This window comes from Xanthomonas sp. F10, from assembly GCF_014206815.1.
Classification (GTDB): domain Bacteria; phylum Pseudomonadota; class Gammaproteobacteria; order Xanthomonadales; family Xanthomonadaceae; genus Xanthomonas_A; species Xanthomonas_A indica.
Genome location: NZ_JACHNP010000002.1, coordinates 1,047,536 through 1,070,994 on the forward strand (window position 1 = coordinate 1,047,536; position 23,459 = coordinate 1,070,994).

The 23,459-nt window shown below is 72.1% G+C and carries 16 protein-coding genes; 9 read left to right on the forward strand and 7 right to left on the reverse strand.

Going from position 1 to position 23,459, the window contains the following annotated elements; translation table 11 throughout:
• Window positions 1–120 precede the first annotated feature (120 nt).
• Both FHR56_RS15800 and FHR56_RS15805 read left to right on the forward strand, forming a co-directional pair.
• Window positions 121–3,693: an ATP-binding protein gene (locus tag FHR56_RS15800; RefSeq protein ID WP_160946425.1), complete on the forward strand. Its 3,573-nt coding sequence runs from the start codon at window positions 121–123 to the stop codon at window positions 3,691–3,693.
• Between the two features lie 92 nt (window positions 3,694–3,785).
• Window positions 3,786–7,364: an ATP-binding protein gene (locus FHR56_RS15805; RefSeq protein WP_237473101.1), complete on the forward strand. Its 3,579-nt coding sequence runs from the start codon at window positions 3,786–3,788 to the stop codon at window positions 7,362–7,364.
• Between the two features lie 250 nt (window positions 7,365–7,614).
• Here FHR56_RS15805 and mdtD read toward each other — a convergent pair whose 3' ends face one another.
• The 4 genes from mdtD to FHR56_RS15825 form a co-directional block, all read right to left on the reverse strand.
• The gene (gene mdtD, locus FHR56_RS15810) at window positions 7,615–9,045 is read right to left on the reverse strand and encodes a multidrug transporter subunit MdtD (protein ID WP_160946423.1); all 1,431 of its coding nucleotides are present in this window, start codon (window positions 9,043–9,045) and stop codon (window positions 7,615–7,617) included.
• A 320-nt stretch (window positions 9,046–9,365) separates the two neighbouring features.
• A complete protein-coding gene (gene hemE / locus FHR56_RS15815; protein WP_160946422.1) occupies window positions 9,366–10,433 on the reverse strand; it encodes a uroporphyrinogen decarboxylase in 1,068 nt (355 codons plus the stop codon).
• A gap of 10 nt (window positions 10,434–10,443) precedes the next feature.
• On the reverse strand, window positions 10,444–10,698 hold the full coding sequence (locus FHR56_RS15820; RefSeq protein WP_160946421.1) for a WGR domain-containing protein: 255 nt from the start codon (window positions 10,696–10,698) through the stop codon (window positions 10,444–10,446).
• A gap of 66 nt (window positions 10,699–10,764) precedes the next feature.
• Window positions 10,765–11,718, reverse strand: coding sequence for a helix-turn-helix domain-containing protein (locus FHR56_RS15825; RefSeq protein WP_160946420.1), 954 nt, complete (start codon window positions 11,716–11,718; stop codon window positions 10,765–10,767).
• Between the two features lie 92 nt (window positions 11,719–11,810).
• Between FHR56_RS15825 and FHR56_RS15830 the strand changes: the two genes are divergently transcribed.
• From FHR56_RS15830 to FHR56_RS15850, 5 genes are all read left to right on the forward strand, one after another.
• Complete coding sequence (locus FHR56_RS15830) at window positions 11,811–12,434, forward strand: cysteine hydrolase family protein (RefSeq protein WP_160946419.1); 624 nt, start codon at window positions 11,811–11,813, stop codon at window positions 12,432–12,434.
• Window positions 12,431–12,754 (forward strand): cupin domain-containing protein, encoded by a 324-nt coding sequence (locus FHR56_RS15835; protein ID WP_160946418.1) that lies wholly within the window; start codon window positions 12,431–12,433, stop codon window positions 12,752–12,754. The genes FHR56_RS15830 and FHR56_RS15835 overlap by 4 nt, the downstream gene beginning before the upstream one ends.
• 334 nt (window positions 12,755–13,088) lie before the next feature.
• On the forward strand, window positions 13,089–14,306 hold the full coding sequence (locus FHR56_RS15840; RefSeq protein WP_237473100.1) for an efflux RND transporter periplasmic adaptor subunit: 1,218 nt from the start codon (window positions 13,089–13,091) through the stop codon (window positions 14,304–14,306).
• Window positions 14,303–17,503: an efflux RND transporter permease subunit gene (locus FHR56_RS15845; protein WP_160946417.1), complete on the forward strand. Its 3,201-nt coding sequence runs from the start codon at window positions 14,303–14,305 to the stop codon at window positions 17,501–17,503. The genes FHR56_RS15840 and FHR56_RS15845 overlap by 4 nt, the downstream gene beginning before the upstream one ends.
• Window positions 17,503–18,945 (forward strand): efflux transporter outer membrane subunit, encoded by a 1,443-nt coding sequence (locus FHR56_RS15850; RefSeq protein WP_237473099.1) that lies wholly within the window; start codon window positions 17,503–17,505, stop codon window positions 18,943–18,945. The genes FHR56_RS15845 and FHR56_RS15850 overlap by 1 nt, the downstream gene beginning before the upstream one ends.
• A 68-nt stretch (window positions 18,946–19,013) precedes the next feature.
• On the opposite strand, the gene FHR56_RS15855 is transcribed toward FHR56_RS15850, so the two are convergent.
• Window positions 19,014–20,039: an alpha/beta hydrolase gene (locus tag FHR56_RS15855; protein ID WP_160946415.1), complete on the reverse strand. Its 1,026-nt coding sequence runs from the start codon at window positions 20,037–20,039 to the stop codon at window positions 19,014–19,016.
• A gap of 111 nt (window positions 20,040–20,150) precedes the next feature.
• Here FHR56_RS15855 and FHR56_RS15860 point away from each other — a divergent pair, with 111 nt between their 5' ends.
• Complete coding sequence (locus FHR56_RS15860; RefSeq protein ID WP_160946414.1) at window positions 20,151–20,969, forward strand: AraC family transcriptional regulator; 819 nt, start codon at window positions 20,151–20,153, stop codon at window positions 20,967–20,969.
• Between the two features lie 78 nt (window positions 20,970–21,047).
• On the opposite strand, the gene aroB is transcribed toward FHR56_RS15860, so the two are convergent.
• Both aroB and FHR56_RS15870 read right to left on the reverse strand, forming a co-directional pair.
• Window positions 21,048–22,157, reverse strand: coding sequence for a 3-dehydroquinate synthase (gene aroB / locus FHR56_RS15865; RefSeq protein ID WP_160946413.1), 1,110 nt, complete (start codon window positions 22,155–22,157; stop codon window positions 21,048–21,050).
• A complete protein-coding gene (locus tag FHR56_RS15870) occupies window positions 22,154–22,696 on the reverse strand; it encodes a shikimate kinase (protein WP_017910873.1) in 543 nt (180 codons plus the stop codon). The genes aroB and FHR56_RS15870 overlap by 4 nt, the downstream gene beginning before the upstream one ends.
• 133 nt (window positions 22,697–22,829) lie before the next feature.
• On the opposite strand from FHR56_RS15870, the gene pdxH reads away from it, so the two are divergent.
• Entirely contained in the window at window positions 22,830–23,429 is a 600-nt protein-coding gene (gene pdxH / locus FHR56_RS15875; protein WP_160946412.1) for a pyridoxamine 5'-phosphate oxidase, read from the forward strand.
• Window positions 23,430–23,459 lie beyond the last annotated feature (30 nt).

The window sequence follows — 23,459 nt, forward strand, 5'->3', positions numbered from 1 at the left end:
CGGCGCGGGGTATAAGAACGCTGCCGCGGCGAGCGGCACACGGAGCGGCCGCCGTGCGCGTCCGGCCCCGGCAGTGCGCCGGTGTTCATCCGCCGACGTCCCTTGCCGGAGCCGATGTCCATGTCCCCCATCCCGCGTTCCCCACGCCCGTGGCGCCGCTGGGGGCTGCTGTGTCTGTTGGCGCTGGCCGGCCTCTGCGCCGACGCCTGCGCCGGCGTGCCGGAACTGCCGCGCTTCCGGGTGTTCTCCAGCGAGCAGGGGCTGCCGTCCAGCGACATCTCCGCGCTGCAGCTGGACCGCGACGGCTATCTCTGGATCGCCAGCGGCGACGGCCTGGCCCGCTACGACGGACGCGAGTTCCGGGTCTGGCGCCACGACCCGGCCGATCCGGCCTCGCTGCGCTGCAACTACGTGCAGGACATGCACATCGACGCGCGCAACCGCATCTGGGTGGCCTGCGAGGGCGGCGGGCTGAGCGTGCTCGGCGCGGACCGGCGTGGCTTCCGCCACTTCAACATGGCCACGCAGCCGGCGATGCGCAGCGACGAGGTGTTCGCCATCGCCAGCCGCGGCGACGCGGTGTTCTTCGGCACCTACCGCGGCGGTCTGTACCGGCTGGGCGGCGATGGCCGGGTGCAGCGCATCCGCGCCGGCGACCCGGCGGTGGACGCGCTGCTCGACAGCGCGGTGCTGACCCTGGCCTTCGACGATGCCGGGGTGCTGTGGGTGGGCACCTTCAAGGGCCTGCTGCGCTACGACGGCCAGCGCGTCAGCGCGTATCGCATCGACGACGGCGTGCCGGACAAGGCGCAGGTGATCACGTCGATCACGCCGCTCGGCGACGGCCTTTGGTTCAGCGGCAACACCGGCCTGTTCCGGCGCGACCATGCCGGGCGCTGGCGGCGCGCGGACTGGGTCGATGCGCTGCACCGCGCGGTCAGCGCGATCGCCGAGGACGGCGCCGGCGGCTACTGGCTCGGCAATGGCGAGGGCCTGTGGCACAAGCCCGCCGACGGGCCGGCGCGGCGGGTGGATACCGGTGGCGCGGCGGTGTCTGGCGCCAGCGTGGTGGAGGCCGTGCTGCGTGACCGCGAAGGCGGCCTGTGGGTGCCGCTGCCGACGCGCGGCCTGGGCTACCTGCGCCCGGACTGGCGCCGCCTGGCGGTGCTGGGCACCGCGCAGGGCCTGCCCGCCGACCAGTACGTCGGCCTGGCGCCGGCGCGCGCCGGCGGAGCCTGGCTGCTCGGCTCCGGCGCCAGCGTGTTTCGCCTCGACACCAGCAACGGTGCGCTGAGCGCGCCGCACTGGGCCAATGGTGCGCCCAGCGGACGCATGCTGTCGGTGCTGGACGATCCGCGCGGGGCCTTGTGGATCGGCGGCAGCAGCACGCTGCTGCGCGGCCCGCTGGACGGCGGCAACCTGCAGCGCTGGACCCGCGCCGCCGGCGAGGCCGATGCGATCCCGGACGGCACCCTGGCCTGGCTGCAACTGGACGCGCGCCAGCGCCTGTGGATCGCCGCGCCGGGCTACGGCCTGCAGGTGCGCGATGGCGCCGGCCACGTCCTGCAGAACATCCCCGGCGGCCAGCACGGCCTGGCCGGGACCGACATCGCCGCCTTCGCGATGGCCCCCGACGGGGTGCCGTGGGTGGCCGCCGAGCGCTTCCAGCACTGGGACGAGGCGGCCGGGCAGTTCCTTACGCCGCCGGAGCTGGCTGGCGAGAAGGTGCAGTCGTTCGCCTTCGCCGACGCGCGCACGCTGTGGGTGCATCGCCTGTCCGGCCTGGAGCTGTGGCGGCGCACCGGCGCCCACTGGCAGCGCAGCCAGCGCTACGCGGTGGCCGATGGCCTGCCGGCCACCGAGTCCAGCGCGCTGGTCGCCGATCCGCAGGGCCGCGCCTGGCTGGGCATGCGCCGCGGCCTGTTCCGGGTCGATCCGCGGCGCACCCCGGCGGTGCGCGCGTTCGGCACCCGCGACGGGCTCGGCAGCCAGGAACTGGTGCGGCGCGGTCTGTTGATGACCGCCGACGGCGTGCTGGTGGCCGCGGCTGCCGACGGCAGCGTGGCGCTGCTGGACACGCAGCAGCCGGATCCGGTGCCGGTGCCGCTGTCCCTGAGCATGGAGAGCGTGCAGGTGCGGCGGGGCCCGCGCCTGCTGACCCTGCCGACGCGCGGCGACTTCACCCTGCGCTCGGACGACCGCGACCTGCGCGTGGCGGTGCGGCTGCTGTCCTACATCGATCCCGAGCACATCGTCTACCGCTTCCGCCTGCCGGGCTACGACCGCGACTGGGTCAGCACCGGCGCCAGCGGCGAACGCACCCTGCCGCAGTTGCCCGACGGCGCGCAGGTGCTGGAGATCCAGGCGCGCACCCGCAACGGTGCCTGGTCGCCGACGCTGCGCCTGCCGTTCCGGGTGCAGCCGCCGTGGTGGCGCAGCGTCTGGGGCATCGTCGGGATGCTCGCCACCGCCGGCCTGCTGCTGCTGGTGTCGCTGCGCGCCTACCGGCGCCGCCTGGGCCGCCAGCACGCCTGGGAACTGGCCCTGCACAAGCAGGAACTGGCCGAGCAGGCCTCGCTGGCCAAGACCCGCTTCCTGGCCACGCTCGGCCACGAGGTACGCACACCGCTGACCGGGGTGCTGGGCATGAGCGAACTGTTGCTGGCCACGCCGCTGGATCCCAAGCAGCGCGGCTATACCGAGTCGATCCGCCGCGCCGGCACCCACCTGCTGCACCTGGTCAACGACGCGCTGGACCTGGCGCGGATCGAGGCCGGGCGCCTGCGCCTGGAGTCGCAGCCGTTCGCGCTGCAGGCGCTGATCGCCGAGGTGGTCAACCTGATGGCGCCGCTGGCGCAGGCGCGCGGGCTGCGCTTCGATCTGCACGACGCCATGCCCGGCCCGACCACGGTGGAAGGCGATGCGCTGCGGGTGCGGCAGATCCTGCTGAACCTGCTCGGCAACGCGATCAAGTTCACCAACAGCGGCTCGGTGGCGCTGAAGGTGGCGCCGGCGCAGGACAGCCACGGGCTGTGCATCGAGGTGGCCGACACCGGCCCGGGCATCGGCGCCGAGCAGCAGGCGCGGCTGTTCCAGCGTTTCGAGCAGGGCGGCGGTCCGCGCACCGCGGTGCGCCAGGGCGGCAGCGGCCTGGGCCTGGCGATCAGCCAGGAACTGGCGATGGCGATGGGCGGGCGCATCCAGGTCGAGAGCCGGCTGGGGCACGGTGCGCGCTTCCGCGTGGGGCTGCCGCTGCGCTGGCGCCCGGCGCAGGAACCGGTGGCGGTGGTGCCGGCGGCGGCCCCGCGGGCGCGCACCGCGCTGCGCATCCTGCTGGTCGAGGACGAACCGACCGTGGCCCAGGTGATGGTCGAACTGCTGCGCGGCCGCGGGCACAAGGTGGTCTGGGCCGCGCACGGCCTGGAGGCGCTGACCGAGGCCAGCCAGGGCAGCTTCGACATCGGCCTGCTCGACCTGGACCTGCCGGCACTCGACGGCCTGGCGCTGGCGCGGCAGTTGCGCACGCTGGGCTACGGCTTCCCGCTGCTGGCGGTGACCGCGCGTTCCGACGGCGAGGCCGAGGCGGCGGCGCGCGCGGCCGGATTCGCCGGGTTCGTGCGCAAGCCGGTCACCGGGCAGATGCTGGAAGCCGCGATCGACGCGGTGCTGGACGGCGCGCCGCCGCCGCTCTGAGCCGATGCCGGGCCGGTTGCCAGCGCCGGCGCTTATCGCCGACGATGGCGCCGGTGACGCGGGACGGATGCCCGCCGGGGGAGACAGAGGCGATGCGGTCGAGACGGATCTTGGGATGGCTGCTGCTGGCGTGGTCCGGCGTCGCCGGCGCGGCAGTGCCGCCGACGCCGCAGCCGCGCCAGCTCACCGTGGCCGATGGCCTGCCGTCCAACAGCATCAATGGCTTTGCCGAGGACAAGCTCGGCTATCTGTGGCTGGCCAGCAGCGACGGCCTGGCGCGCTTCGACGGACGCGGCTACCGCATCTGGCGGATCGAGGACGGCCTGCACGCCAACAAGATCTGGTGCGTGCACGTGGACGCGCAGAACCGGGTCTGGTTCGGGACCGACGGCGCCGGCCTGGGCATGCTCTCGGCCGACCGCCGCCAGTTCCGCTATTACGATCGCAGCACCTATCCGCAGATCGGCGGCACCACGGTGTGGGCGATCGCCTCCACGCCGGACGGTAGCATCTGGTTCGGCACGGCCACCGGCGGCCTGCACCAGGTGCAGCCGGACGGCCGCCTGCGCCGCTTCATGCCGATTCCCGGCGATGCACGCAGCCTGCCTTCGGCGACCGTCACGCACTTGGCGACCACGGCCGACGGCACCCTGTGGGTGGGAACGCGTAGTGGCCTGGCGCGCTGGACCGGACACGACTTCCAGCGCGTCGACGCCGCCGCGCTGCCGCGGCCGGAGGTACAGGGGCTGACCCCCGAACGCGACGATACCCTGTGGGTGTCCACCCAGGGCGGGGTGCGCCTGCTGCGTGCCGATGCCAGCGTGGTGGAGCCGTACTGGCGCAACGTGCCCGACGAGAGCGTGCTGGCGATGCTGGTCCACGACCGCCACGGCACGCGCTGGTTCGACACCATGGACGGGCTGGGCCGCGAGAGCGAGTCCGGCGTGATCCGCAACGTGCCGCTGTACAGCAACTCCGCGCACGGGCTGGTCAAGCCGAACTGGGCGCTGGCCTTCGAGGACCGCGAGGGTGGCCTGTGGTTCGCCAGTTCCAATGCCGGCCTGTGGCACCTGCCGGCGAACTGGCAGCAGTTCTCGGTACTGTCCTACCGCGTGGACGACCCGGAGTCGATGGGCAATCCCTACGTGCTCGGCACCGCCGCCTCCCGCGATGGCGGCGTGTGGCTGGCCGGCACGCGTGGCGTGCTGGACAAGCTGGATCCGGGCACCGGTGTCGTGCATCGGCACATGCAGGCGATGTTCGGGCGCGACTGGTCGCGCGCGATCGCCGAGGATCCGCAAGGGCGGCTGTGGGCGGCGACCTTCGGCGGGCTGCTGCGCTACGACCCGGTCAGCGGCGAGGTGCGGCGTTGGGCCAAGGATGCCGCCGCCGACCCGGCGATGCCGGCGGAAGTGGAGAAAATCGCCTTCAGCAGCGACCGCCACGCGTGGATCTTCAGCGATATCGGTGGCGTGCAGGTGCGCGACCTCGACGGCCGCGTGCTGCGCACCATGGTGCCGGGAACCGCCGGCCTGCCCGCGGAACTGGTGGTGGCGGAAGTGCGGACTGGGCCGCAGGGTCAGCTCTGGCTGCTGGGGCAGCACGGCCTGCTCGCCTGGGATCCGGCGCAGGCGCGTTTCGCGCCCGTGCCCGGCGCGCCGCAGCGGCCGCTGAGCACCTTCGCGATCAGCGACGGCAATGTGGTGTGGCTGGCCGGCGTCGGCCAGCTGGAGCGCTATCTGTGGGATGGCCGCCGGCTGAGCCTGCTCGACCGCATCGATGCCGATCAGGAATTCCCGGCCCTGGCGCCGAATGGCCTGGTGGTCGACGCCAGTGGCGTGGCCTGGCTGAGCAGCGTGCGCGGGCTGATCCGGGTCGATCCGGCGAGCAAGGCGATCCGCTCCTATGGCGTGCACGACGGCCTGCCGAACCAGGAGTTCCGCGCCCGCACCCTGGTGCAGGCGCGCAGCGGGCAGATCCTCGGCGGCACCCCGGACGGGGTGGTGCTGTTCGAGCCGGCGCAGGTGGTGCCGTCGCGGCGACAGCCGCCGCTGGTGATCGAGCGCATCGGCGTGCGCCGCGGCGAGCGCGGGCTGGACCTGCTGCACGCCGACCATATCGCGCTGCAGGAAGGCGACCGCGATCTGCACGTGGTCGCGCGCCTGCTGTCGTTCTCCGACACCGACGCCAATACCTACCGCTTCCGCCTCAGCGGCTACGACCCGGACTGGGTCGACGTGGGTGCCAGTGGCGAGCGCCTGTTCTCGCGGCTGCCGTCGGGCCACTACACCCTGGAGATGCAGGCGCGTACCGCCGACAAGGTGTGGTCGAAGGTGATCACGCTGCACTTCCGCGTCTTGCCGCCGTGGTGGCGCAGCCCCTGGGGCGTGGCCGGGCTGGCGGTGCTGGCGGTGCTGGCGCTGTGGCTGCTGGCCTACCTGTACCGGCGCCGCCTGCGCCGGCGCGCCGCCTGGCAACTGGCGGTGCACAAGCAGGAAGTGGCCGAGCAGGCCTCGCTGGCCAAGACCCGCTTCCTGGCCACGCTCGGCCACGAAGTGCGCACGCCGATGACCGGCGTGCTGGGCATGAGCGAACTGCTGCTGGCCACGCCGCTGGACCCCAAGCAGCGCCGCTACACCGAATCGATCCGCGACGCCGGCTCGCACCTGCTGCGCCTGGTCAACGATGCGCTGGACCTGGCGCGGATCGAGGCCGGGCGGCTGGAACTGGAGCAGCAGCCGTTCGACCTGGGCCGGCTGATCGCCGAACTGGAAGCGATGATGGGGCCGATGGCGCGCGGCCGCGGCCTCGCCTTCGCCCTGGACAATGCCATGCCGCCGCACGTCACCGCGCGCGGCGACGCCACGCGGGTGCGGCAGATCCTGCTGAACCTGCTCAACAACGCCATCAAGTTCACCGAGCACGGCAGCGTGCAGTTGCGGGTGGCGCCGCTGCAGCCGCAGCAGGGCGTGCGCTTCGAGGTCGCCGATACCGGGCCGGGCATCAATGCCGAACAGCAGGCGCGGCTGTTCCAGCGCTTCGAGCAGGCCGACGGACCGCGTACCGCCGCGCGCTACGGCGGCAGCGGCCTGGGCCTGGCGATCAGCCAGGAACTGGCGGTGGCGATGGGCGGACGCATCGAATTGCGCAGCCGCCTTGGTGCCGGCACCCGCTTCCTGGTCGAGCTGCCGTTGCCGTGGACGCCCGAGCCGCTGCCGCAGGCGCCGCGCGACACCCGCGGCTCCAGCAGCGCCGCGACGCCGCAGCGGATCCTGCTGGTCGAGGACGACCCGACCGTGGCCGAGGTGGTCGGCGGCCTGCTGCGCGCGCGCGGCCACCACGTCACCCATGCCGCGCACGCGCTGGCCGCGCTGACCGAAGCGGCGGCGAGCAGCTTCGACATCGCGCTGCTGGATCTGGACCTGCCGGGCCTGGACGGCTTGGCCCTGGCGCGGCAGTTGCGCGCCTTCGGCTACGGCATGCCGCTGATCGCGGTCACCGCCCGCGCCGACGCCGACGCCGAACCGCAGGCCCGCGCCGCCGGCTTCAGCGGCTTCCTGCGCAAACCGGTGACCGGCGAGATGCTGGCCGACGCGGTGGAGGGGGAGCCGGGACCGGGGACCCGGGACCCGGGACCCGGAGAGAGCGACGGCAACGGCGACCGTGCGTAGGCGGTGCGTGGTGCGGTTTCGCTACAGGAACGGCTTCGCCCGTACAGCCGAAAGCGCTCCGTTCTAGGCTTTTGCGGGTCCCGAGTCCCGAGTCCCGAGTCCCGGGTCCCGGGTCCCGGAGAGAGCGGCGGCAACGGCGAGCGCATGTAGGCGGTGCGCGGTGCGGTGCCGCTAGAGGAATGGCTTCGCCCGTACAGCCAAAAGCGCTCCGTTCTAGGCTTTTTCGGGTCCCGGGTCCCGGGTCCCGGCTTCACTCCGCCACCTCTTCCACCTGCTTCGGATGCGGCCGGGTATCCGGCAACTGCCAGAAGATCAGCGTCGAGGTCAGGGTGATGGCGCCGACGCAGACGAAGGTCGCGTGCAGCGCCGCGGTGGCGCCGTGGGTATCGCCGAGGTGGGTGTTGAACGCCGCCAGCAGGCTGCCCGCGGCCGCGGCGCCGAAGCCGGTGGCCAGCATCATCACCATCGACAGCAGGCTGTTGCCGGCGCTGGCCTGGTCGCGGTCCAGGTCGCGCAGGGTCACCGTGTTCATGACGGTGAACTGCAGCGAGTTGACCGCGCCGAACAGCGCCAGCTGCAGCAGCCGCCAGCCCAGCGGCTGGCCGGCGTCGAACAGCAGGAAGCTGGCCATCGCGGTGCCGACCAGCACCGTGTTGGTCATCAGCACCCGACGGTAGCCGAAGTGTTCCACCAGCTTCACCGCGGCGCGCTTGGAGGCCATGCCGGCCAGCGCCACCGGGATCATCATCAGCCCGGCGTCCATCGGGCTCATGCCCAGGCCCACCTGCAGCAGCAGCGGGATCAGGAACGGCATGCTGCCGCTGCCCACGCGCGAGAACAGGTTGCCGAGGATGCCGATGCGGAAGCTGACGACCTTGAACAGGTGCAGCGGGAACAGCGGCGCCGCCGCGTTGGCCGCGTGCAGCCAGTAGCCGATCAGTGCCGCCAGCCCGCCGATCGCCAGCAGCATCACGAAGGCGTGGCGCAGGCCCAGCTCGGAGATGCCGTCCAGCGCCAGCGACAGCGCGACCATGCCGAAGGCCAGCATCGCGTAGCCGACCAGGTCGAAGCGGGTGCGCTGCTCGCCGTAGAAGTCCGGCATGATCTTCAGCGCGGCGGCGAACCCGATCGCGCCGATCGGCAGGTTGATCAGGAACACCCAGTGCCAGGACGCCACCTGCACCAGCCAGCCGCCCAGGGTCGGCCCGACCAGCGGCCCGATCAGCGCGGGGATGGCGATGAAGCTCATCGCGCTGAGGAACTGCGCGCGCGACACCGAGCGCATCACCGCCAGCCGGCCGACCGGCAGCAGCATCGCGCCGCCGATGCCCTGCAGCACGCGCGCGGCGACCAGATACGGCAGCCGCGGCGCCGCCGCGCACAGCAGCGAGCCGAGGGTGAACAGCACGATCGCGGTCAGGAAGGTGCGGCGCGTGCCGTAGCGGTCGGCGATCCAGCCCGAGGCGGGAATGAACATCGCCACCGCCAGCGCATAGCTGAAGACCACCGACTGCATCTGCAGCGGGCTTTCGCCGAGGCTGCGCGCCATCGCCGGCAACGCGGTGTTGACGATGGTGGCATCGAGCATCTGCATGAAGATGGCCAGCGACACCAGCCACAGCAGCGGACGGAAACTGCGCGCGTTGGGAACGGCGATCGGATCGGAGGAGGGCGCGGACATCGGCACGCAGGGTGACGCGGGGGGAGCAATAGGATCGCGCAGATCGCGTCGCCGTGTCGTGCAGCCGCGTGCAGTGCGTGTGGGCGATGCAGCCCGCGCTCAGCGAGCGGCGCCGTGCAGGGCTACGCAGACGGCGGCATGCGCATGTTTGCGTCGGAGCGGCTTCAGCCGCGACGGGCATTCCCGCAACATCATGTCGCGGCTGAAGCCGCTCCTACGAAGCGCAAAAGAGCGCAAAAGATTGAGCGCACGGTCAGATCGCCGACCGTGCGCGAGACTGCAATCCCGAATCCCGAATCCCGAATCCCGAATCCCGGCGTTCAACCGCGCCGACTACGCCGCTGCACCGCCGCCACCAACGCCCCGACATGCTCGGGCTGCATGTCCGGCGACAGGCCGTGGCCGAGGTTGAACACATGGCCGTCCAGCGAGCCGCCGTTGCCGTCGGCATAGCTGCGCAGCACGCGCTGCACTTCGCGGTCGATCGCCTCCGGCGCGCCGTACAGCATCGCCGGGTCCAGGTTGCCCTGCAGGGCGACGCGGCCGCCGGTGCGGCGCGCGGCGTCGGCCAGGTCGATGGTCCAGTCCACGCCCACGCCTTCCGCACCGGAGCCGGCGAGTTCTTCCAGATAGAGCGCATTGCCCTTGCCGAACAGGATCAGCGGGGTGCGCTCGGCGCCGTCGCCGCGCGCCAGTTCGCGGGCGATGCGCTGCAGGTAGGGCAGGGAGAATTCGCGGTACATGGCCGGGCTCAGCACGCCGCCCCAGGTGTCGAACACCTGCAGCGCCTGCGCGCCGGCCGCGCGCTGCGCCGCCAGGTAGGCGATCACCGCGTCGGTGTTGACCGACAGCAGCGCGTGCAGCGCGGCCGGATCGTTCAGCGCCAGCGCCTTGATCCGCGCGTAGTTGTCGCTGCCGCCGCCCTCGACCATGTAGCAGGCCAGGGTCCAGGGGCTGCCGGAGAAGCCGATCAGCGGCACGCTGCCGTCCAGTTCGCGGCGGATCACCCGCACCGCGTCCATCACGTAGCGCAGCTCGGTCTCCATGTCCGGCACGCCGAGCTTGGCGATCGCCGCCGCGTCGCGCACGGGATGGCGGAACTTGGGGCCTTCGCCTTCGACGAAGTACAGCTCCAGTCCCATCGCATCGGGAATGGTGAGGATGTCCGAGAACAGGATCGCCGCGTCCAGCGGGAACCGCGCCAGCGGCTGCAGGGTCACCTCGCAGGCCAGCTCCGGGGTCTTGGCCATGGCCAGGAAGCTGCCGGCGCGGGCGCGGGTGGCGCGGTACTCGGGCAGGTAGCGCCCGGCCTGGCGCATCAGCCACACGGGGGTCTGGTCCACGGGCTCGCGGCGCAGCGCGCGCAGCAGGCGGTCGTTCTTGAGCATGGGGGATTCCTTAGCGCGGCGCGTCGGCGCCACGGGTGAACATGACCTGGAAGCCGCGCTTGAGCTGGGCGTCGCGGGCTTTCTCGAAGGCGGCGTTGGCGTCTTCCTGCTGCAGATAGAGTTCGCGCCGCAGCTGCGCGCGGCCGCCGATCTGGCCGCTTTCGCGCAGCAGCTCCCAGCCGCCGAACAGGTCCGGCTGCAGGGTCAACTGCAGGTAGCGTGGCGGCTCGTTGCCGTCGGGGCGTTGCTGGAGGAAGACGCGCATGCGCCGATTGTAGCGGGTGCCGGTGCGGGCGACGTGGCGCGGCCGGCGGAACGCAGCGGGCCGGCCTCAACCGGCACGGAAGCCGCGGCGGTAGGCCGAGGGCGGCACGCCCAGGGTGCGCGCGAACTGCTGGCGCAGCGCGCCGGCACTGCCGAAGCCGCAGCTGGCGGCGATCCGCTCCAGGGCCAGGTCGGTGCGCTCCAGCAGCTGCTGGGCGCGGACCAGGCGCTGGTGCGCCAGCCACTGCACCACGGTGGTCCCGGTCACCCGGCGAAACTGCCGGGTGAAGCTGCGCCGGCTCATCCGCGCGTGCGCGGCCAGCGCGTCCAGGCGCAGCGGCTGCTCCAGCCGCTGCAGCATCCAGTCCAGGGTCGGGCCGAGCAGGGCGTCGCGGCGATTGGCCGGCAGCGGCTGTTCGACGTACTGCGCCTGCCCGCCCTGGCGGTGCGGCGCCACCACCAGGCGCCGGGCGATGCGGTTGGCGACCTCGGCGCCGTGGCGGCGCCGGACCAGATGCAGGCAGCAATCGATGCCGGCCACGGTGCCGGCCGAGGTCAGCACGTCGCCGTCGTCCACGTACAGCACGTCCGGCTGCAGCCGCACCTGCGGGTGGCGCTGCGCGAAGCGCGCCAGCGCCGCCCAGTGGGTGGTGGCGGGGCGGCCGTCGAGCAGGCCGGCGTCGGCCAGCACGAAGGTGCCCAGGCACAGGCCCACCACCTGCGCGCCGGCCGCGTGGGCGCGGCGCAGCGCCTGGCACAGCGCCGCCGGGGCCGGCTCGGCGGCATCGCGCCAGGACGGCACGATCACCGTGTCTGCGCCGTCCAGCGCGTCCAGCCCGTGCTGCACCTGGATGGCGAAGCCGGCATCGGTGCGCAGCAGGCCCGGCTCGGCGGCACACACGCGCAGGTCGAAGGCCGGCAGGTCGGTATCGGGCCGCGACTCGAACACCTGGCAGGGCACCGCGAGGTGGAAGGGGCTGATGCGGTCGAAGGCGACCACGGCGATGTGATGCGGCGACATGGCCCGATTTTAGCGAAAACGGTGTTTCGGGCCACTCGTCGCCGCGCACCCGCCCGCCGACACTGGCCGCCTCTTCGCTCTGGAGCCACCGCATGTCTTCTCCCCGCCGCGCCCTGCTGGTCATCGATGTCCAGAACGCCTACTTCGACGGCGCGCTGCCCATCGCCCATCCGCCGGTGGCGCAGTCGCTGCCCAAGCTCCTGCAGGCGATGGACGCGGCCCAGGCGCACGGCGTGCCGGTGCTGGTGGTGCAGCACACCGCGCCGGCGCCGGCGCCGGTCTTCGCCGACGGCAGCCCCGGTTGGGACCTGCACCCGCAGGTCGCGGCGCGGCCGCACACGCGGCTGCTGCGCAAGACCAAGCCCAGCGTGTTCGCCGGCACCGACCTGGCCGACTGGCTGCAGCAGCAGGCGATCGACACCCTCACCGTGGCCGGCTACATGACCCACAACTGCAACGCCTCCACCGTGTACGAGGCCTTCCACCGCGGGCTGGCGGTGGAAGTGCTGGGCGACGCCAGCGGTGCGCTGCCGTACGCCAACGCCGCCGGCCAGGCCAGCGCCGAGGAGATCCACCGGGTGTTCGGAGTGGTGTTCCACAGCAATTTCGCCGCGGTCGCCGACACCGCGCAGTGGATCGCGGCGGTGCAGGCGGGGCGGCCGCTGCCGCGCGACAACGTGCTGCAGTCCAGCCGCCGCGCGCGGGGCCTGGCATGAGCGGCATGCCGCGGGTGCTGCGGGCGCGCGACTTCACCGGCACCCGTGCCTGGGAGGCGCTGCCGGTGGCGATGCTGGACGGGATCGGCGTGCGCATCCACTGGGCCGACCAACCCTATGTCTGGCACGTCAACGACGGCCAGGAGGTGTTCGTGGTGCTGGACGGACAGGTGCAGATGCGCTGGCGCGTGTACGGCGTCGAGCAGACGGCATTGCTGCAGGCCGGCGACGTGTTCCATGCGCCGGAAGGCACCGAGCACGTGGCGCACCCGCAGGGCGCGGCGCGGGTGCTGGTGGTGGAGCGCGACGGCAGTCCGTGAGCGTTCGGGCGCACTCCTGGCCGGCGCGCGCTGCGGTCCTCGCCCACGCGGTGGCGGAGACGTGGTTCCGTCGATGACGTGTGCAGAGCGCGGCGCATACCGCACCTGATGCTGTGCGTTCTATCACGGAGCCATCACTGTCGATCTGGCGTCATTGGGACAGGCTATGCCGCTGCGTGCGCACAGAGATCCTGGTGTCACGGCATCGCCATTCACCACGAGTGCGGACGCGGCCGGCATGCGAAGCCAGAGCGATGGGCGGTTCCCTGGGCAGCACCTTGATGTCGGCGCGGGACGGGATCCCGCGCGGCCTGCTGCCACCTTCGACGATGTCATGCCGCTGCGCGCGCCACGTCGGCGCGCAAGCGCTGATCAAACGCCACGCAAGGCGCGCGGCCTGGGCCGGATCACCGTCTTCGCCGGACTGGCCGCGCTGTGCCTGCTGATCCTCGGCGGCTGGTACTGGCGCGCGCACCGCCAGCAGTCCGCGCCGGCGCCCGAACCCTTGCGCGTGCAGACCATGACCGTCGCGCCGCACCGGGTCCCGGACATCATCGAGACCTCCGGCACCCTGCTGTCGCCGCAGACCGTGGAGGTGCGCGCGCAGGCCGACGGGGTGCTGCAGTCGGTGCTGATCCATGACGGCGAACAGGTCCACGCCGGGCAATTGCTGTTCACCATCGATCCGCGGCCGCTGCGGGCGGCGTTGGCGCAGGCGCGCGCCACCCTGGCCCGCGACCAGGCGCTGGCGGCGGATGCGGCCGACACCGAGGCGCGCTACGCCAAGCTGTCCAGGACCGGCGCGGTCGATCCCAAGACCTACACCACCGCGGCCGACACGCTGCGCTCGCTGCGCGGCACCGTCGCCGCCGACCAGGCGCAGGTCGAGCAGACGCAGCTGTCGCTGGCCTACACCCAGGTCCGCGCCCCCATCGATGGCCGCGCCGGCGCCATCGCGGTCAAGCCGGGCAATTTGGTGTCCAGCGGGTCCAGCACCGCGCTGGTGACGCTCAACGTCAGCACGCCGATCGAGGTGCGCTTCGCCCTGGCGCATGTGCAGGTCGATGCCGTGCGCGCCGCACCGCTGGGGCACCAGGGCCTGGGGCTGCCGGTACTGGCGCTGGATGCGGTGAAGGGCACGCTGCTGGACCGCGGCGAACTGGCGTTTCTCGACAATGCCTTCGACACCAGCAGCGGCACCCTGGAGCTGCGCGCGCGCTTCGCCAACGCCGGCGCCACGCTGTGGCCGGGGCAGTTCGTCACCGTGCGGGTGATCCTGGCGGAGGACCCGCAGGCGCTGTCGGTGCCCGAGAGCGCGCTGCAGCAGGGACAGCAGGGGCCATACGTGTACTGCGTGGTCGGTGGGCGCGCGGTGGCGCGGCCACTCAGCGTGGCGCGGATGGTCGATGGGCAGGCGGTGATCGCCAAGGGCCTGCACGCGGGCGATCGCGTCATCCTCACCGTGCCCAACGAACTGCGTGACGGCACCGCGGTGCAATCCGGCAACCCGCACGCCACGCCGAACGGGGCGGCGACGGGACGGCCTGCGTGAACCTGTCGGCGCTGTTCATCCACCGCGCGGTGATGACCTCGGTGCTGATGATCGGGCTGGTGCTGGCCGGCGCCATGGCCTACTTCGCGCTGCCGGTGAGCGAGCTGCCCGACGTCAGCTTCCCGACCATCACCGTCAACATGTCGCTGCCCGGCGCCAATCCCGAGACCATGGCCGCGGCGGTAGCGACGCCGCTGGAGCGGCAGTTCAGCGGCCTGCCCGGGCTGGACACGATGAGCTCGACCAGCAGCGTCGGCAGCACCCGCGTCGTCTTGCAGTTCGCGTTGAGCCGCAATGTCGATGCCGCGGCGCAGGACGTGCAGAACGCGGTCTCGCAGGCGGCCGGGCTGCTGCCGCGCGAGATCAACCCGGCGCAGATCCAGAAGGAGGACCCCAGCGCCGCGCCGATCATGCACCTGATCCTGCGCTCCAAGACCATCGCGCTGCCGCTGCTCAACCAGTTCGCCAAGGACCGCGTGGCGCTGCGCCTGGCCTCGGTGCCGGGCGCCGGCCAGATCGACGTCAACGGCGCGCAGAAGTACGCGGTGCGCCTGTTCGTCAATCCGCACCTGCTCGCTGCCCGCCACCTGGGTTTCGACCAGGTGGTCTCGGCGGTGCAGGCGGGCAACAGCAACGCGCCGGCCGGCACGCTGATGGGGCGCGCGCGGTCCTACACCGTGCGCGCCGACGGGCAGCTCAAGCGCGCGGCCGATTTCGATGCCATGGTGCTGACCTATGCCGACGGCGCGCCGGTGCGCCTGCGCGACGTCGGCCATGCCGAGGACAGCGTCGAGAACCTGCAGACCGCCGCTTCGCTCAACGGCCAGCGCGCGATCGAGATCAACATCCACCGCCAGCCCGGCGCCAACACGCTGTCGGTGACCCAGGGCATCCAGGCGGCGCTGCCGGGAATCCGTGCGCAGCTGCCCGGCGACGCCCAGCTCGACGTGCTCTACGACCGCGGCGACTACATCGGCGCCTCGGTGGAGGACGTGGAGTGGACCCTGGTCGGCTCGCTGGTGCTGGTGATCGTGGTGATCCTGCTGTTCCTGCGCAGCTGGATGGCGACCCTGATCGTGTCCCTGGTGCTGCCGACCTCGCTGATCGGCACCTTCGCGGTGATGCGCCTGCTGCACTTCAGCCTCGACAACATCTCGATGCTGGCGCTGACCCTGTCGGTCGGCTTCGTGGTCGACGATGCCATCGTGGTCATCGAGAACATCGTCCGCCACGCCGAGCAGGGCGCCAGCCGCATGGACGCGGCCATCGCCGCCTCGCGCGAGATCGGCTTCACCGTGCTGTCGATGACGGTGTCGCTGTCGGCGGTGTTCCTGCCGATCGTGTTCATGGGCGGGCTGGTCGGGCGGCTGTTTTCCGAGTTCGGCATGGTGATCGCGATCGCGGTGATCCTGTCCGGCATCGTCTCGCTGACCCTCACGCCGATGCTCGCCAGCCGCTGGCTCGACCCGAGGAAGAGCACGGGCTGGGTGTTCGAGCGCTTCGACCGGCTGGTCGACGCCAGCGAACGCGGCTATGCGCGCTCGCTGGCCTGGGCGACCGAGCGCATCGGCCTGATGTGCGTCATCGGCCTGGCCACCCTGGTCGGCACCGCCGGCGTCTATGCGGTGGTCGAGAAGGGCTTCATCCCGCAGGTGGATTCGGGAAAGATCGACGGCGACACCCGCGTGCCGGAGGGCACCGCCTTCGCCGACTTCGTCGCCAAGCAGGCGGCGGTGGTGAAGATCATCCAGCGCAATCCCAACGTGGCCAACGTCGAATCGGTGATCGGTTCGGACAATTCACTCAGTAACAGCGGGCGCCTGCTGATCGGGCTCAAGCCGCTGTCCGAGCGCAGCGGCAGCGCCGAGGAGGTGATCCAGGACGTGCGCAAGCAGATCGCCGCGATCCAGGGCATCACCCTCAACATGCGCAATCCACCGGCGATCGACATGGGGCCGACGGCCTCGAACGGATCGCTGCAATACGTGCTGCAGTCCACCGACCAGAAGGCGCTGTACGCCCAGTCCGACACCATCCTGCAACGCATTCGGCAACTGCGCGACGTGCAGGATCCGCAGAGCGACCTGCAGCTCAAGAACCCGGAGATCGAGGTGGTGCTGCACCGCGAGCAGGCCGCCGCGCTGGGCGTCACTGCCGCCGGCCTGCAGGACACCCTGGCCAGCGCCTACGGCGGCCGCAAGATCAGCACCATCTACGGCGACACCGATCAGTACGAGGTGCTGCTGCAGGTCGATCCCGCGGCGCAGGCCGACCTCAACGGCCTGGATGCGCTGTCGTTCAACGGCAACCAGAACCCGGGCATCACCGCGATCGGCACGCAGACCTCCAACAGCAGTTCCGGCACCAGCGCGGTGCTGACCGCGGCCGGCGGGCCGATGGTGCCGCTGCGCGCGGTGGCCGACGTGCGCATGGGCGTGGGGCCGGTGGCGATCAACCATTACGCCGGCCTGCCGGCGGTGACCTTGTCGATGAACCTGGCGCCGGGCGTGTCGCTGGGCGATGCCGCCGCCGGCATCGGCAACCTGATGGCGCAGATCCTGGGCAAGGGCGACGCCCGCGCCATCAGCGGCCAGTTCGCCGGTTCGGCGCAGGCCTTCGAGAATTCGATGAAGACGCTGCCGATGCTGCTGCTGATCACCGTGCTGCTGATCTACGGCGTGCTGGCGATCCTGTACGAGAACGCGCTGCACCCGATCACCATCCTGACCTCGCTGCCGCTGGCCGGGTTCGGCGCCATTCTCATGCTGGTGCTGTTCCGCCAGGAGCTCAATCTCTTCAGCTTCGTCGGCCTGATCCTGCTGGTCGGGCTGGTCAAGAAGAACGGCATCATGATGGTGGACTACGCGCTGGACCTGGAGCGCTCCGGCGAGGAACGCTGGAAACAGCCGCGTGCGGCGATGCTGGAAGCGGCGACGGTGCGCTTCCGCCCGATCATGATGACCACCCTGGCGGCGGTGCTGGGGTCGTTGCCGATCGCATTGGGCGTCGGCGCCGGCGCCGAGGCGCGGCGCCCGCTCGGCATCGCCGTGGTCGGCGGCCTGCTGTTCTCGCAGGCGCTGACCCTCTACCTGACCCCGGCCTTCCACATCGCGATGGCCGAATGGCTGGCGCGCCGCCGCGCGCGCCGCGACGGCGCAACGCCACCGTCCGCGCCGACGCGGCCGGAGCCGGCCTGATGCGCGCGCTCGTGCTCGGCGCCGCGTGCCTGCTGTCGGCGTGCAGCCTGACGCCGGCCTATGTGCGGCCCGCTGCGCCGATTCCGCCGTCGTGGCCGGTCGGTGATGCCTACCTGGCGCAACACGAGGCCACGCTGCCGTCGCTGGGCTACTGGCAGGTGTTCGGCGACCCGCGGCTGCAGACGCTGATCGCGCAGGCGCTGGACCACAACCGCGATCTGCGGATCGCCCTCGCTTCTATCGCCCAGGCGCGGGCGCAGTACCGCATTCAACGCGCCGCGTTGCTGCCGCAGGTGGGTACCAGCGCGACCTATGCGCGGTCCTACCGCGGCAAGGGCGCGGCCCCGGCCGACGGGGCGCAGGGCGGCAGCGCCGCGGCCGCGCCGGCGGCGGGCTATGCGAGCAGCTACGACCTGGGCGTGGGCGTCACCGCCTTCGAGCTGGATCTGTTCGGCCGGCTGCATGCACTGACCGCGGCCGCGCAGCAGCGTTACCTGGAACAGGAGGCGGCGGCGCGCGCCACGCGCCTGACCCTGGTCGGCGACATCGCCATGGCCTGGCTGACCTATGCCAGCGACCGCAGCCTGCTGACGATCGCGCAGGACACCGTGCGTAGCGCCGGCGCCAGCGTGGCGCTGACCGCGCAGCGCGTGGACGGCGGCATCGTGCCGCACTCGGCGCTGGACCAGGCCAACCAGGTGCTGCATGCCGCGCAGGCCGACCTGGCCGCGCAGACCACGGCGATGGCGCAGGACGTCAATGCGCTGCAGTTGCTGGTGGGTGCTCCGGTCGATCCGGCACTGCTGCCGGCCTCGATCGAGGAGGCCGCGGCGCGCATCGGCGATCCGCCGGCCGGCCTGGACACGGCCATCCTGCTGCGCCGGCCCGACGTGGTGCAGGCCGAGTACGAACTGCGCGCGGTCAATGCCGAGATCGGCGCCGCCCGCGCCGCGCTGTTTCCGCGCATCAGCCTGAGTGGCCTGTTGGGGCTGACCAGCACGGCGCTGTCGGACCTGTTCACCCATGACGCCTTCAACGGCTCGGCGGGTGCTAGCGCCGCCTACACCCTGTTCGATGGCGGCGCGGCGCGTGCCAACGTGCGCTACACCGAGGCGCAGCGCGACGCTGCCGTGGCCAGCTACGAGAAGTCCTTGCAGACCGCCTTCGGCGAAGTGGCCGATGCCCTGGCCCGGCGCGGCACCATCGATGCGCAGTTGCGCGCGCAGCACGCTATCCTCACCGATGCCGCCAATACCTACGATGCCAGCGCGCAGCGCTACCGCGTCGGCGTGGAGAGCGCGCTGTCCAACCTGGATGCGCAGCGCAGTTACTATGCGGCGCAGCGCAGCCTGGTCGCGGTGGAACTGACCGCGGCGACCAATCGGGTGACGCTCTATCGCACCCTGGGCGGGGATGCGTCGCTGGAGCGCGCCCAGCCCTGAGTGCGCGGGGCGCGGGTTGGCGGCACGCTGCAGCCGGGACGCTGCATGGCGTGCCGCCGGTGGTGCGCTTACTTCAGGTGCTCGCGCAGGCCGTCGCCCGCCTGCTGGATCGCGGTCCGCACCGCGGGCACCTCGCGCAGGGCATTGAGCAGGCCGAAGTCATGGATCAGCCCGTTGTAGCGGGTCACCGTGACCGTCACCCCGGCCTGGTCCAGCTTGCGGCCGAAGGCTTCGCCCTCGTCGCGCAGCACGTCCAGTTCGGCGGTCTGGATCAGCGTCGGCGGCAGGCCGGCCAGCTGCGCCGGGGTGGCGCGCAGCGGCGAGGCGGTGATCTCGGCGCGGGCCTTGGGGTCGGTGGTGTAGTTGTCCCAGAACCAGGTCATCATGTTGCGGGTGAGGAAGTAGCCGCTCTGGAACTGCTGGTACGACGCGTCGTCGAAGCGGGCGTCGGTCACCGGCCACAGCATCAGGTCGTAGCGCAGCGCCGGCGTCCCTGCGGCCTTTGCCTGCAGCGCCACCGCCGCGACCATGTTGCCGCCGACGCTGTTGCCGGCCAGCGCCAGGCGCTTGCCGTCCACGCCGATCTGGGCGCCGTGCTCGGCGACCCAGCGGGTGGCGGCATAGGCCTGGTGGATGGCCACCGGGTACTGCGCTTCCGGCGACGGCGTGTAGTCCACATAGACCGCCACCGCGCCGGAGGCGTTGACCAGGTCGCGGATCAGGCGTTCGTGGGTCGGGAAGTCGCCCAGCACCCAGCCGCCGCCATGGAAGAACATGAAGGCCGGCAATACCTGGCCGGCGGTGTGCGGCGGCCGCACGATCACCAGGTTCAGCGGCTTGCCGTCGGCCTGGATGGTGGTGCGGCTGACCTCGGCCGGCGGCAACGGCGTATTGGCCTGGGCATCGCGCAGCACCTGCCGCGCCTGCGCCGGCGTGAGCTGCTCGATCGGCTTGCCGCCGCTGCCGTTGAGCGCGTCGAGGAACGTCGCGACCGGGCGCAACGGCGCGGGCTGGTCGGCCGGCGTCGCGGCGGTGGCGGTGCCGATCGCACCGGCCAGCAGCGAGGTGGCGAGCAAGGGAAGCAGGGTCTTCATGGCGGTTTCCTGTGGCATGCCGGGCGGGGTGCCGGCGACAGGAGTGACTTTGCGCGCCAAGGCGATACGATAGGTGGCAAATCGTCCACGAAACTTTACCTGGAGTCCCGAGTGACCGACCGCCTGGCCGCCTTGTTGACCCACTTCTCGGTCAGTGCCGAGGTCTTCCACGCCGGCACGCTGTGCGGCCTGCACCGGCTCGACGACGGCGACCGCGGCCAGTTGCATCTGCTGCGCCAGGGCAGCGTGGTCGTCCACAACGGCGATGGCAGCGTGCTGCGGATCGAGCGGCCCAGCCTGCTGCTGTACCCGCAGGCCATGCCGCACCGCTTCGAGACCGATGCGCAACGCGGCGCGGATTTCGCCTGCGCGCACCTGCGCTTCAGCGGCGGCGCGGCCAATCCGCTGGTGCGCGCCTTGCCGGCCTGCATCTGCCTGCCGCTGGACGCGCTGCGCCAGGGTGAGGCGCTGCTGCACCTGCTGTTCGAGGAAGCGTTCGCCCAGCATTGCGGGCGCCAGGCGGTGTTGAATCGCCTGTTCGAGGTGGTGCTGGTGCACGTGATCCGCGAACTGATGGAGCAGGGGCTCACCGACGGCGGCATGCTCGCCGGCATGGCCGATGCGCGGCTGCGGCTGGCGCTGACCGGTATCCACGACGCCCCGGCGCAGCCGTGGACGCTGGAGAGCCTGGCCGCCCGTGCCGGCATGTCGCGCAGTGCGTTCGCGCGGAGTTTTCGCGAGACCCTCGGCTGCACGCCGGGCCAGTACCTGCAGGACTGGCGCATTGCCCTGGTGCAGCGCGGCCTGCGCGAAGGACGGCCGTTGAAGCAGCTTGCCGACGAGGTGGGTTACGGCAGCGAGGCCGCGGTGTCGCGCGTGTTCAAGGCGCAGGTCGGGCAGACCCCGCGCGCGTGGCGACAGGCACGCTGAGCGTAGGGCTCCGGGCATGCCAGCGCACCGGCAAGACCGGCGCGCGCGGGAGCGACTGCGCGCGCAGCGGGTGCCGGCTCAGCCGGCGGCCAGTACCGCCAGCACCTCGGCCTCGTCGACGTCGGGCACGATCTCGGCGTGGCCGATGCCGCGCCACAGCACCAGCCGCAGGCGCCCGGCCAGGTTCTTCTTGTCCAGGCGCATGCGCGCCAGCAGCGCCTCCGGCGCCAGCCCGGCCGGCAGCGCGGTGGGCAGGCCGAAGTCGTGCAGCAGCGCACGCAGTTTCTCCGTGTCCTGCGTGCTGGCCATGCCCAGCCGGGCCGACAGTTCCGCCGCCAGCACCATGCCCACCGCCACCGCTTCGCCGTGGTTGAGGTTGGCGTTGTCCGGGGCGCCGTAGCCCTGCTCGGTCTCGATGGCGTGGCCGAAGGTGTGGCCGAGGTTGAGCAGGGCGCGCTCGCCCTTCTCCAGCGGATCGCGGGCGACGATCTCGGCCTTGTGCTCGCAGCTGCGCGCGATCGCCTGCGCCAGCGCCGCCGGCTCGCCGGCCAGCAGCGCGCGGCGTTCGGCATGCAGCCACTCGAAGAACAGCGGGTCGCGGATGGCGCCGTACTTGATCACCTCGGCCAGCCCGGCGCGCAGTTCGCGCGGCGGCAGGCTGCGCAGCGTGGCGGTGTCGGCCAGCACCGCGCGCGGCGGATGGAACGCGCCGACCAGGTTCTTGCCCTGCGGGATGTCCACCGCGGTCTTGCCGCCGACCGAGGAGTCGACCATCGCCAGCAGCGTGGTCGGCAGCTGCACGCAATCCACGCCGCGCATCCAGCAGGCGGCGGCAAACCCGGCCAGGTCGCCGACCACGCCGCCGCCCAGCGCCAGCACGCAGGCGTCGCGGGTGGCACCGAGGGCGGCCAGCGCGGCGATCGCCGCGGCGAAGTTGTCCAGGGTCTTGGACGCCTCGCCGGCGGGGATCACGAACTCGCCGATCTGCAGCTGCGGGCGCGCCGCCAGCAGCGCGCTGCGGACCTGTGCGGCATACAGCGGCGCCACCTGGCTGTCGCTGAGCAGCAGGACGTGGCGGCCGCGCACATGCGCGGCGAGGGCGGCGCCGTCGTCGAGCAGGCCGGGGCCGATGCGGATGGTGTAGGCCGGGTCGCCAGCGACCTCGACCGTGCGCGAAGCTGCCGTCATGCAGTGGGTTCCGGAAGTTTCCACGACGCGGCCAGGCGCACGACCAACTGTGCGGTGGCTTCGGCCGGGGTGAAGTGGTCGGTGTCCAGGATCAGGTCGGCGACCTCGCGGTACAGCGGTTCGCGCACCGCATGCAGGTCGCGCAGCACCTGCTCGCGGTCGCCGCGCTGCAGCAGCGGACGGCTGCGGTCGCGGTGCAGGCGCTGCAGTTGCGCGGCCACGCCGACCCGCAGGTACACCACGAAGCCGTGCTCGCGCATCTCGCGGCGGCTGTCGGCGTTGAGCACGGCGCCGCCACCGGTGGAGATCAGGTGGCCAGGCGTGCTCAGGATGCTTTCCAGCACCGCGCGCTCGTGCTCGCGGAAGCCGGCTTCGCCGGCGTGCTCGAACAGCGAGGCGATGCTGGCGCCGGTGCGCTCGACGATGGTCTGGTCGCTGTCGACGAAGACCAGGCCGAAGCGCTCGGCCAGGCGGCGGCCGATGACGCTCTTGCCGGCACCCATCGGGCCGACCAGCACCAGGTTGGGGGCGGGATTCATCCGCCGATGCTAGCAGAGACCGGTGCCGCCTCGCGCGCCGCGCAGACCCCTCGGGCGGGCGCCGTGCGGCCAAGCGTGCGTCGCGCGGTGCATGGCGCGACAATGGCGCATCGTCCGCCGAGTGCCTGTCGCCATGCCCGATCTCTACGCCGAAGCCCTGTCCACGTTCGCCGACCTGTTCGCCGAGGCGCGCACCAGCGACGAGGCCGAATACAACGCCATGGTCGTGTCCTCGGCCACGCTGGAGGCGCGCCCGTCGTCGCGGGTGGTGCTGCTGAAGGCCTACGACGCGCGCGGGTTCGTGTTCTACACCCACCTGGACAGCCAGAAGGGCCGCGAGCTGCAGGCCAATCCGCAGGCCTCGCTGCTGTTCCTGTGGCGGCGCATGCGCGAGGACGGGGTGCAGGTACGCATCGACGGCGAGGTGCAACTGGTCGCCGCGGCCGAGGCCGACGCCTATTTCGCCTCGCGCCCGCGCATGAGCCAGATCGGCGCCTGGGCCTCGGCGCAGTCGCGCACGCTGGCCTCGCGCGAGGAATTCGAGGAGCGCGTGGCCAAGGCCGAGGCCACCTTCGAGGGCCGCGAGGTGCCGCGCCCGGACGGCTGGGGCGGGTTCCGCGTGGTGCCGCGCAGTGTCGAGTTCTGGTACGGCGCCAAGTACCGCCTGCACGAGCGCTGGCGCTACGAAGCCGACGCCGCCGGCCACTGGAGCAAGCGGATGCTGTTTCCGTGAGGGGCGCCGGCCCGGCCTGCCGCGGCGGCG

What these genes read in the sequence shown, in the direction of transcription:
- FHR56_RS15820 (WP_160946421.1), bottom strand. Translation starts at nt 10,698, where the DNA reads ATGCGCGTCTTCCTCCAGCAACGCCCCGACGGCAACGAGCCGCCACGC.
- mdtD (WP_160946423.1), bottom strand. Translation starts at nt 9,045, where the DNA reads ATGTCCGCGCCCTCCTCCGATCCGATCGCCGTTCCCAACGCGCGCAGT.
- FHR56_RS15840 (WP_237473100.1), top strand. Translation starts at nt 13,089, where the DNA reads ATGCCGCTGCGCGCGCCACGTCGGCGCGCAAGCGCTGATCAAACGCCA.
- FHR56_RS15800 (WP_160946425.1), top strand. Translation starts at nt 121, where the DNA reads ATGTCCCCCATCCCGCGTTCCCCACGCCCGTGGCGCCGCTGGGGGCTG.
- FHR56_RS15805 (WP_237473101.1), top strand. Translation starts at nt 3,786, where the DNA reads ATGCGGTCGAGACGGATCTTGGGATGGCTGCTGCTGGCGTGGTCCGGC.
- pdxH (WP_160946412.1), top strand. Translation starts at nt 22,830, where the DNA reads ATGCCCGATCTCTACGCCGAAGCCCTGTCCACGTTCGCCGACCTGTTC.
- hemE (WP_160946422.1), bottom strand. Translation starts at nt 10,433, where the DNA reads ATGCTCAAGAACGACCGCCTGCTGCGCGCGCTGCGCCGCGAGCCCGTG.
- FHR56_RS15830 (WP_160946419.1), top strand. Translation starts at nt 11,811, where the DNA reads ATGTCTTCTCCCCGCCGCGCCCTGCTGGTCATCGATGTCCAGAACGCC.
- aroB (WP_160946413.1), bottom strand. Translation starts at nt 22,157, where the DNA reads ATGACGGCAGCTTCGCGCACGGTCGAGGTCGCTGGCGACCCGGCCTAC.
- FHR56_RS15870 (WP_017910873.1), bottom strand. Translation starts at nt 22,696, where the DNA reads ATGAATCCCGCCCCCAACCTGGTGCTGGTCGGCCCGATGGGTGCCGGC.
- FHR56_RS15855 (WP_160946415.1), bottom strand. Translation starts at nt 20,039, where the DNA reads ATGAAGACCCTGCTTCCCTTGCTCGCCACCTCGCTGCTGGCCGGTGCG.
- FHR56_RS15850 (WP_237473099.1), top strand. Translation starts at nt 17,503, where the DNA reads ATGCGCGCGCTCGTGCTCGGCGCCGCGTGCCTGCTGTCGGCGTGCAGC.
- FHR56_RS15835 (WP_160946418.1), top strand. Translation starts at nt 12,431, where the DNA reads ATGAGCGGCATGCCGCGGGTGCTGCGGGCGCGCGACTTCACCGGCACC.
- FHR56_RS15825 (WP_160946420.1), bottom strand. Translation starts at nt 11,718, where the DNA reads ATGTCGCCGCATCACATCGCCGTGGTCGCCTTCGACCGCATCAGCCCC.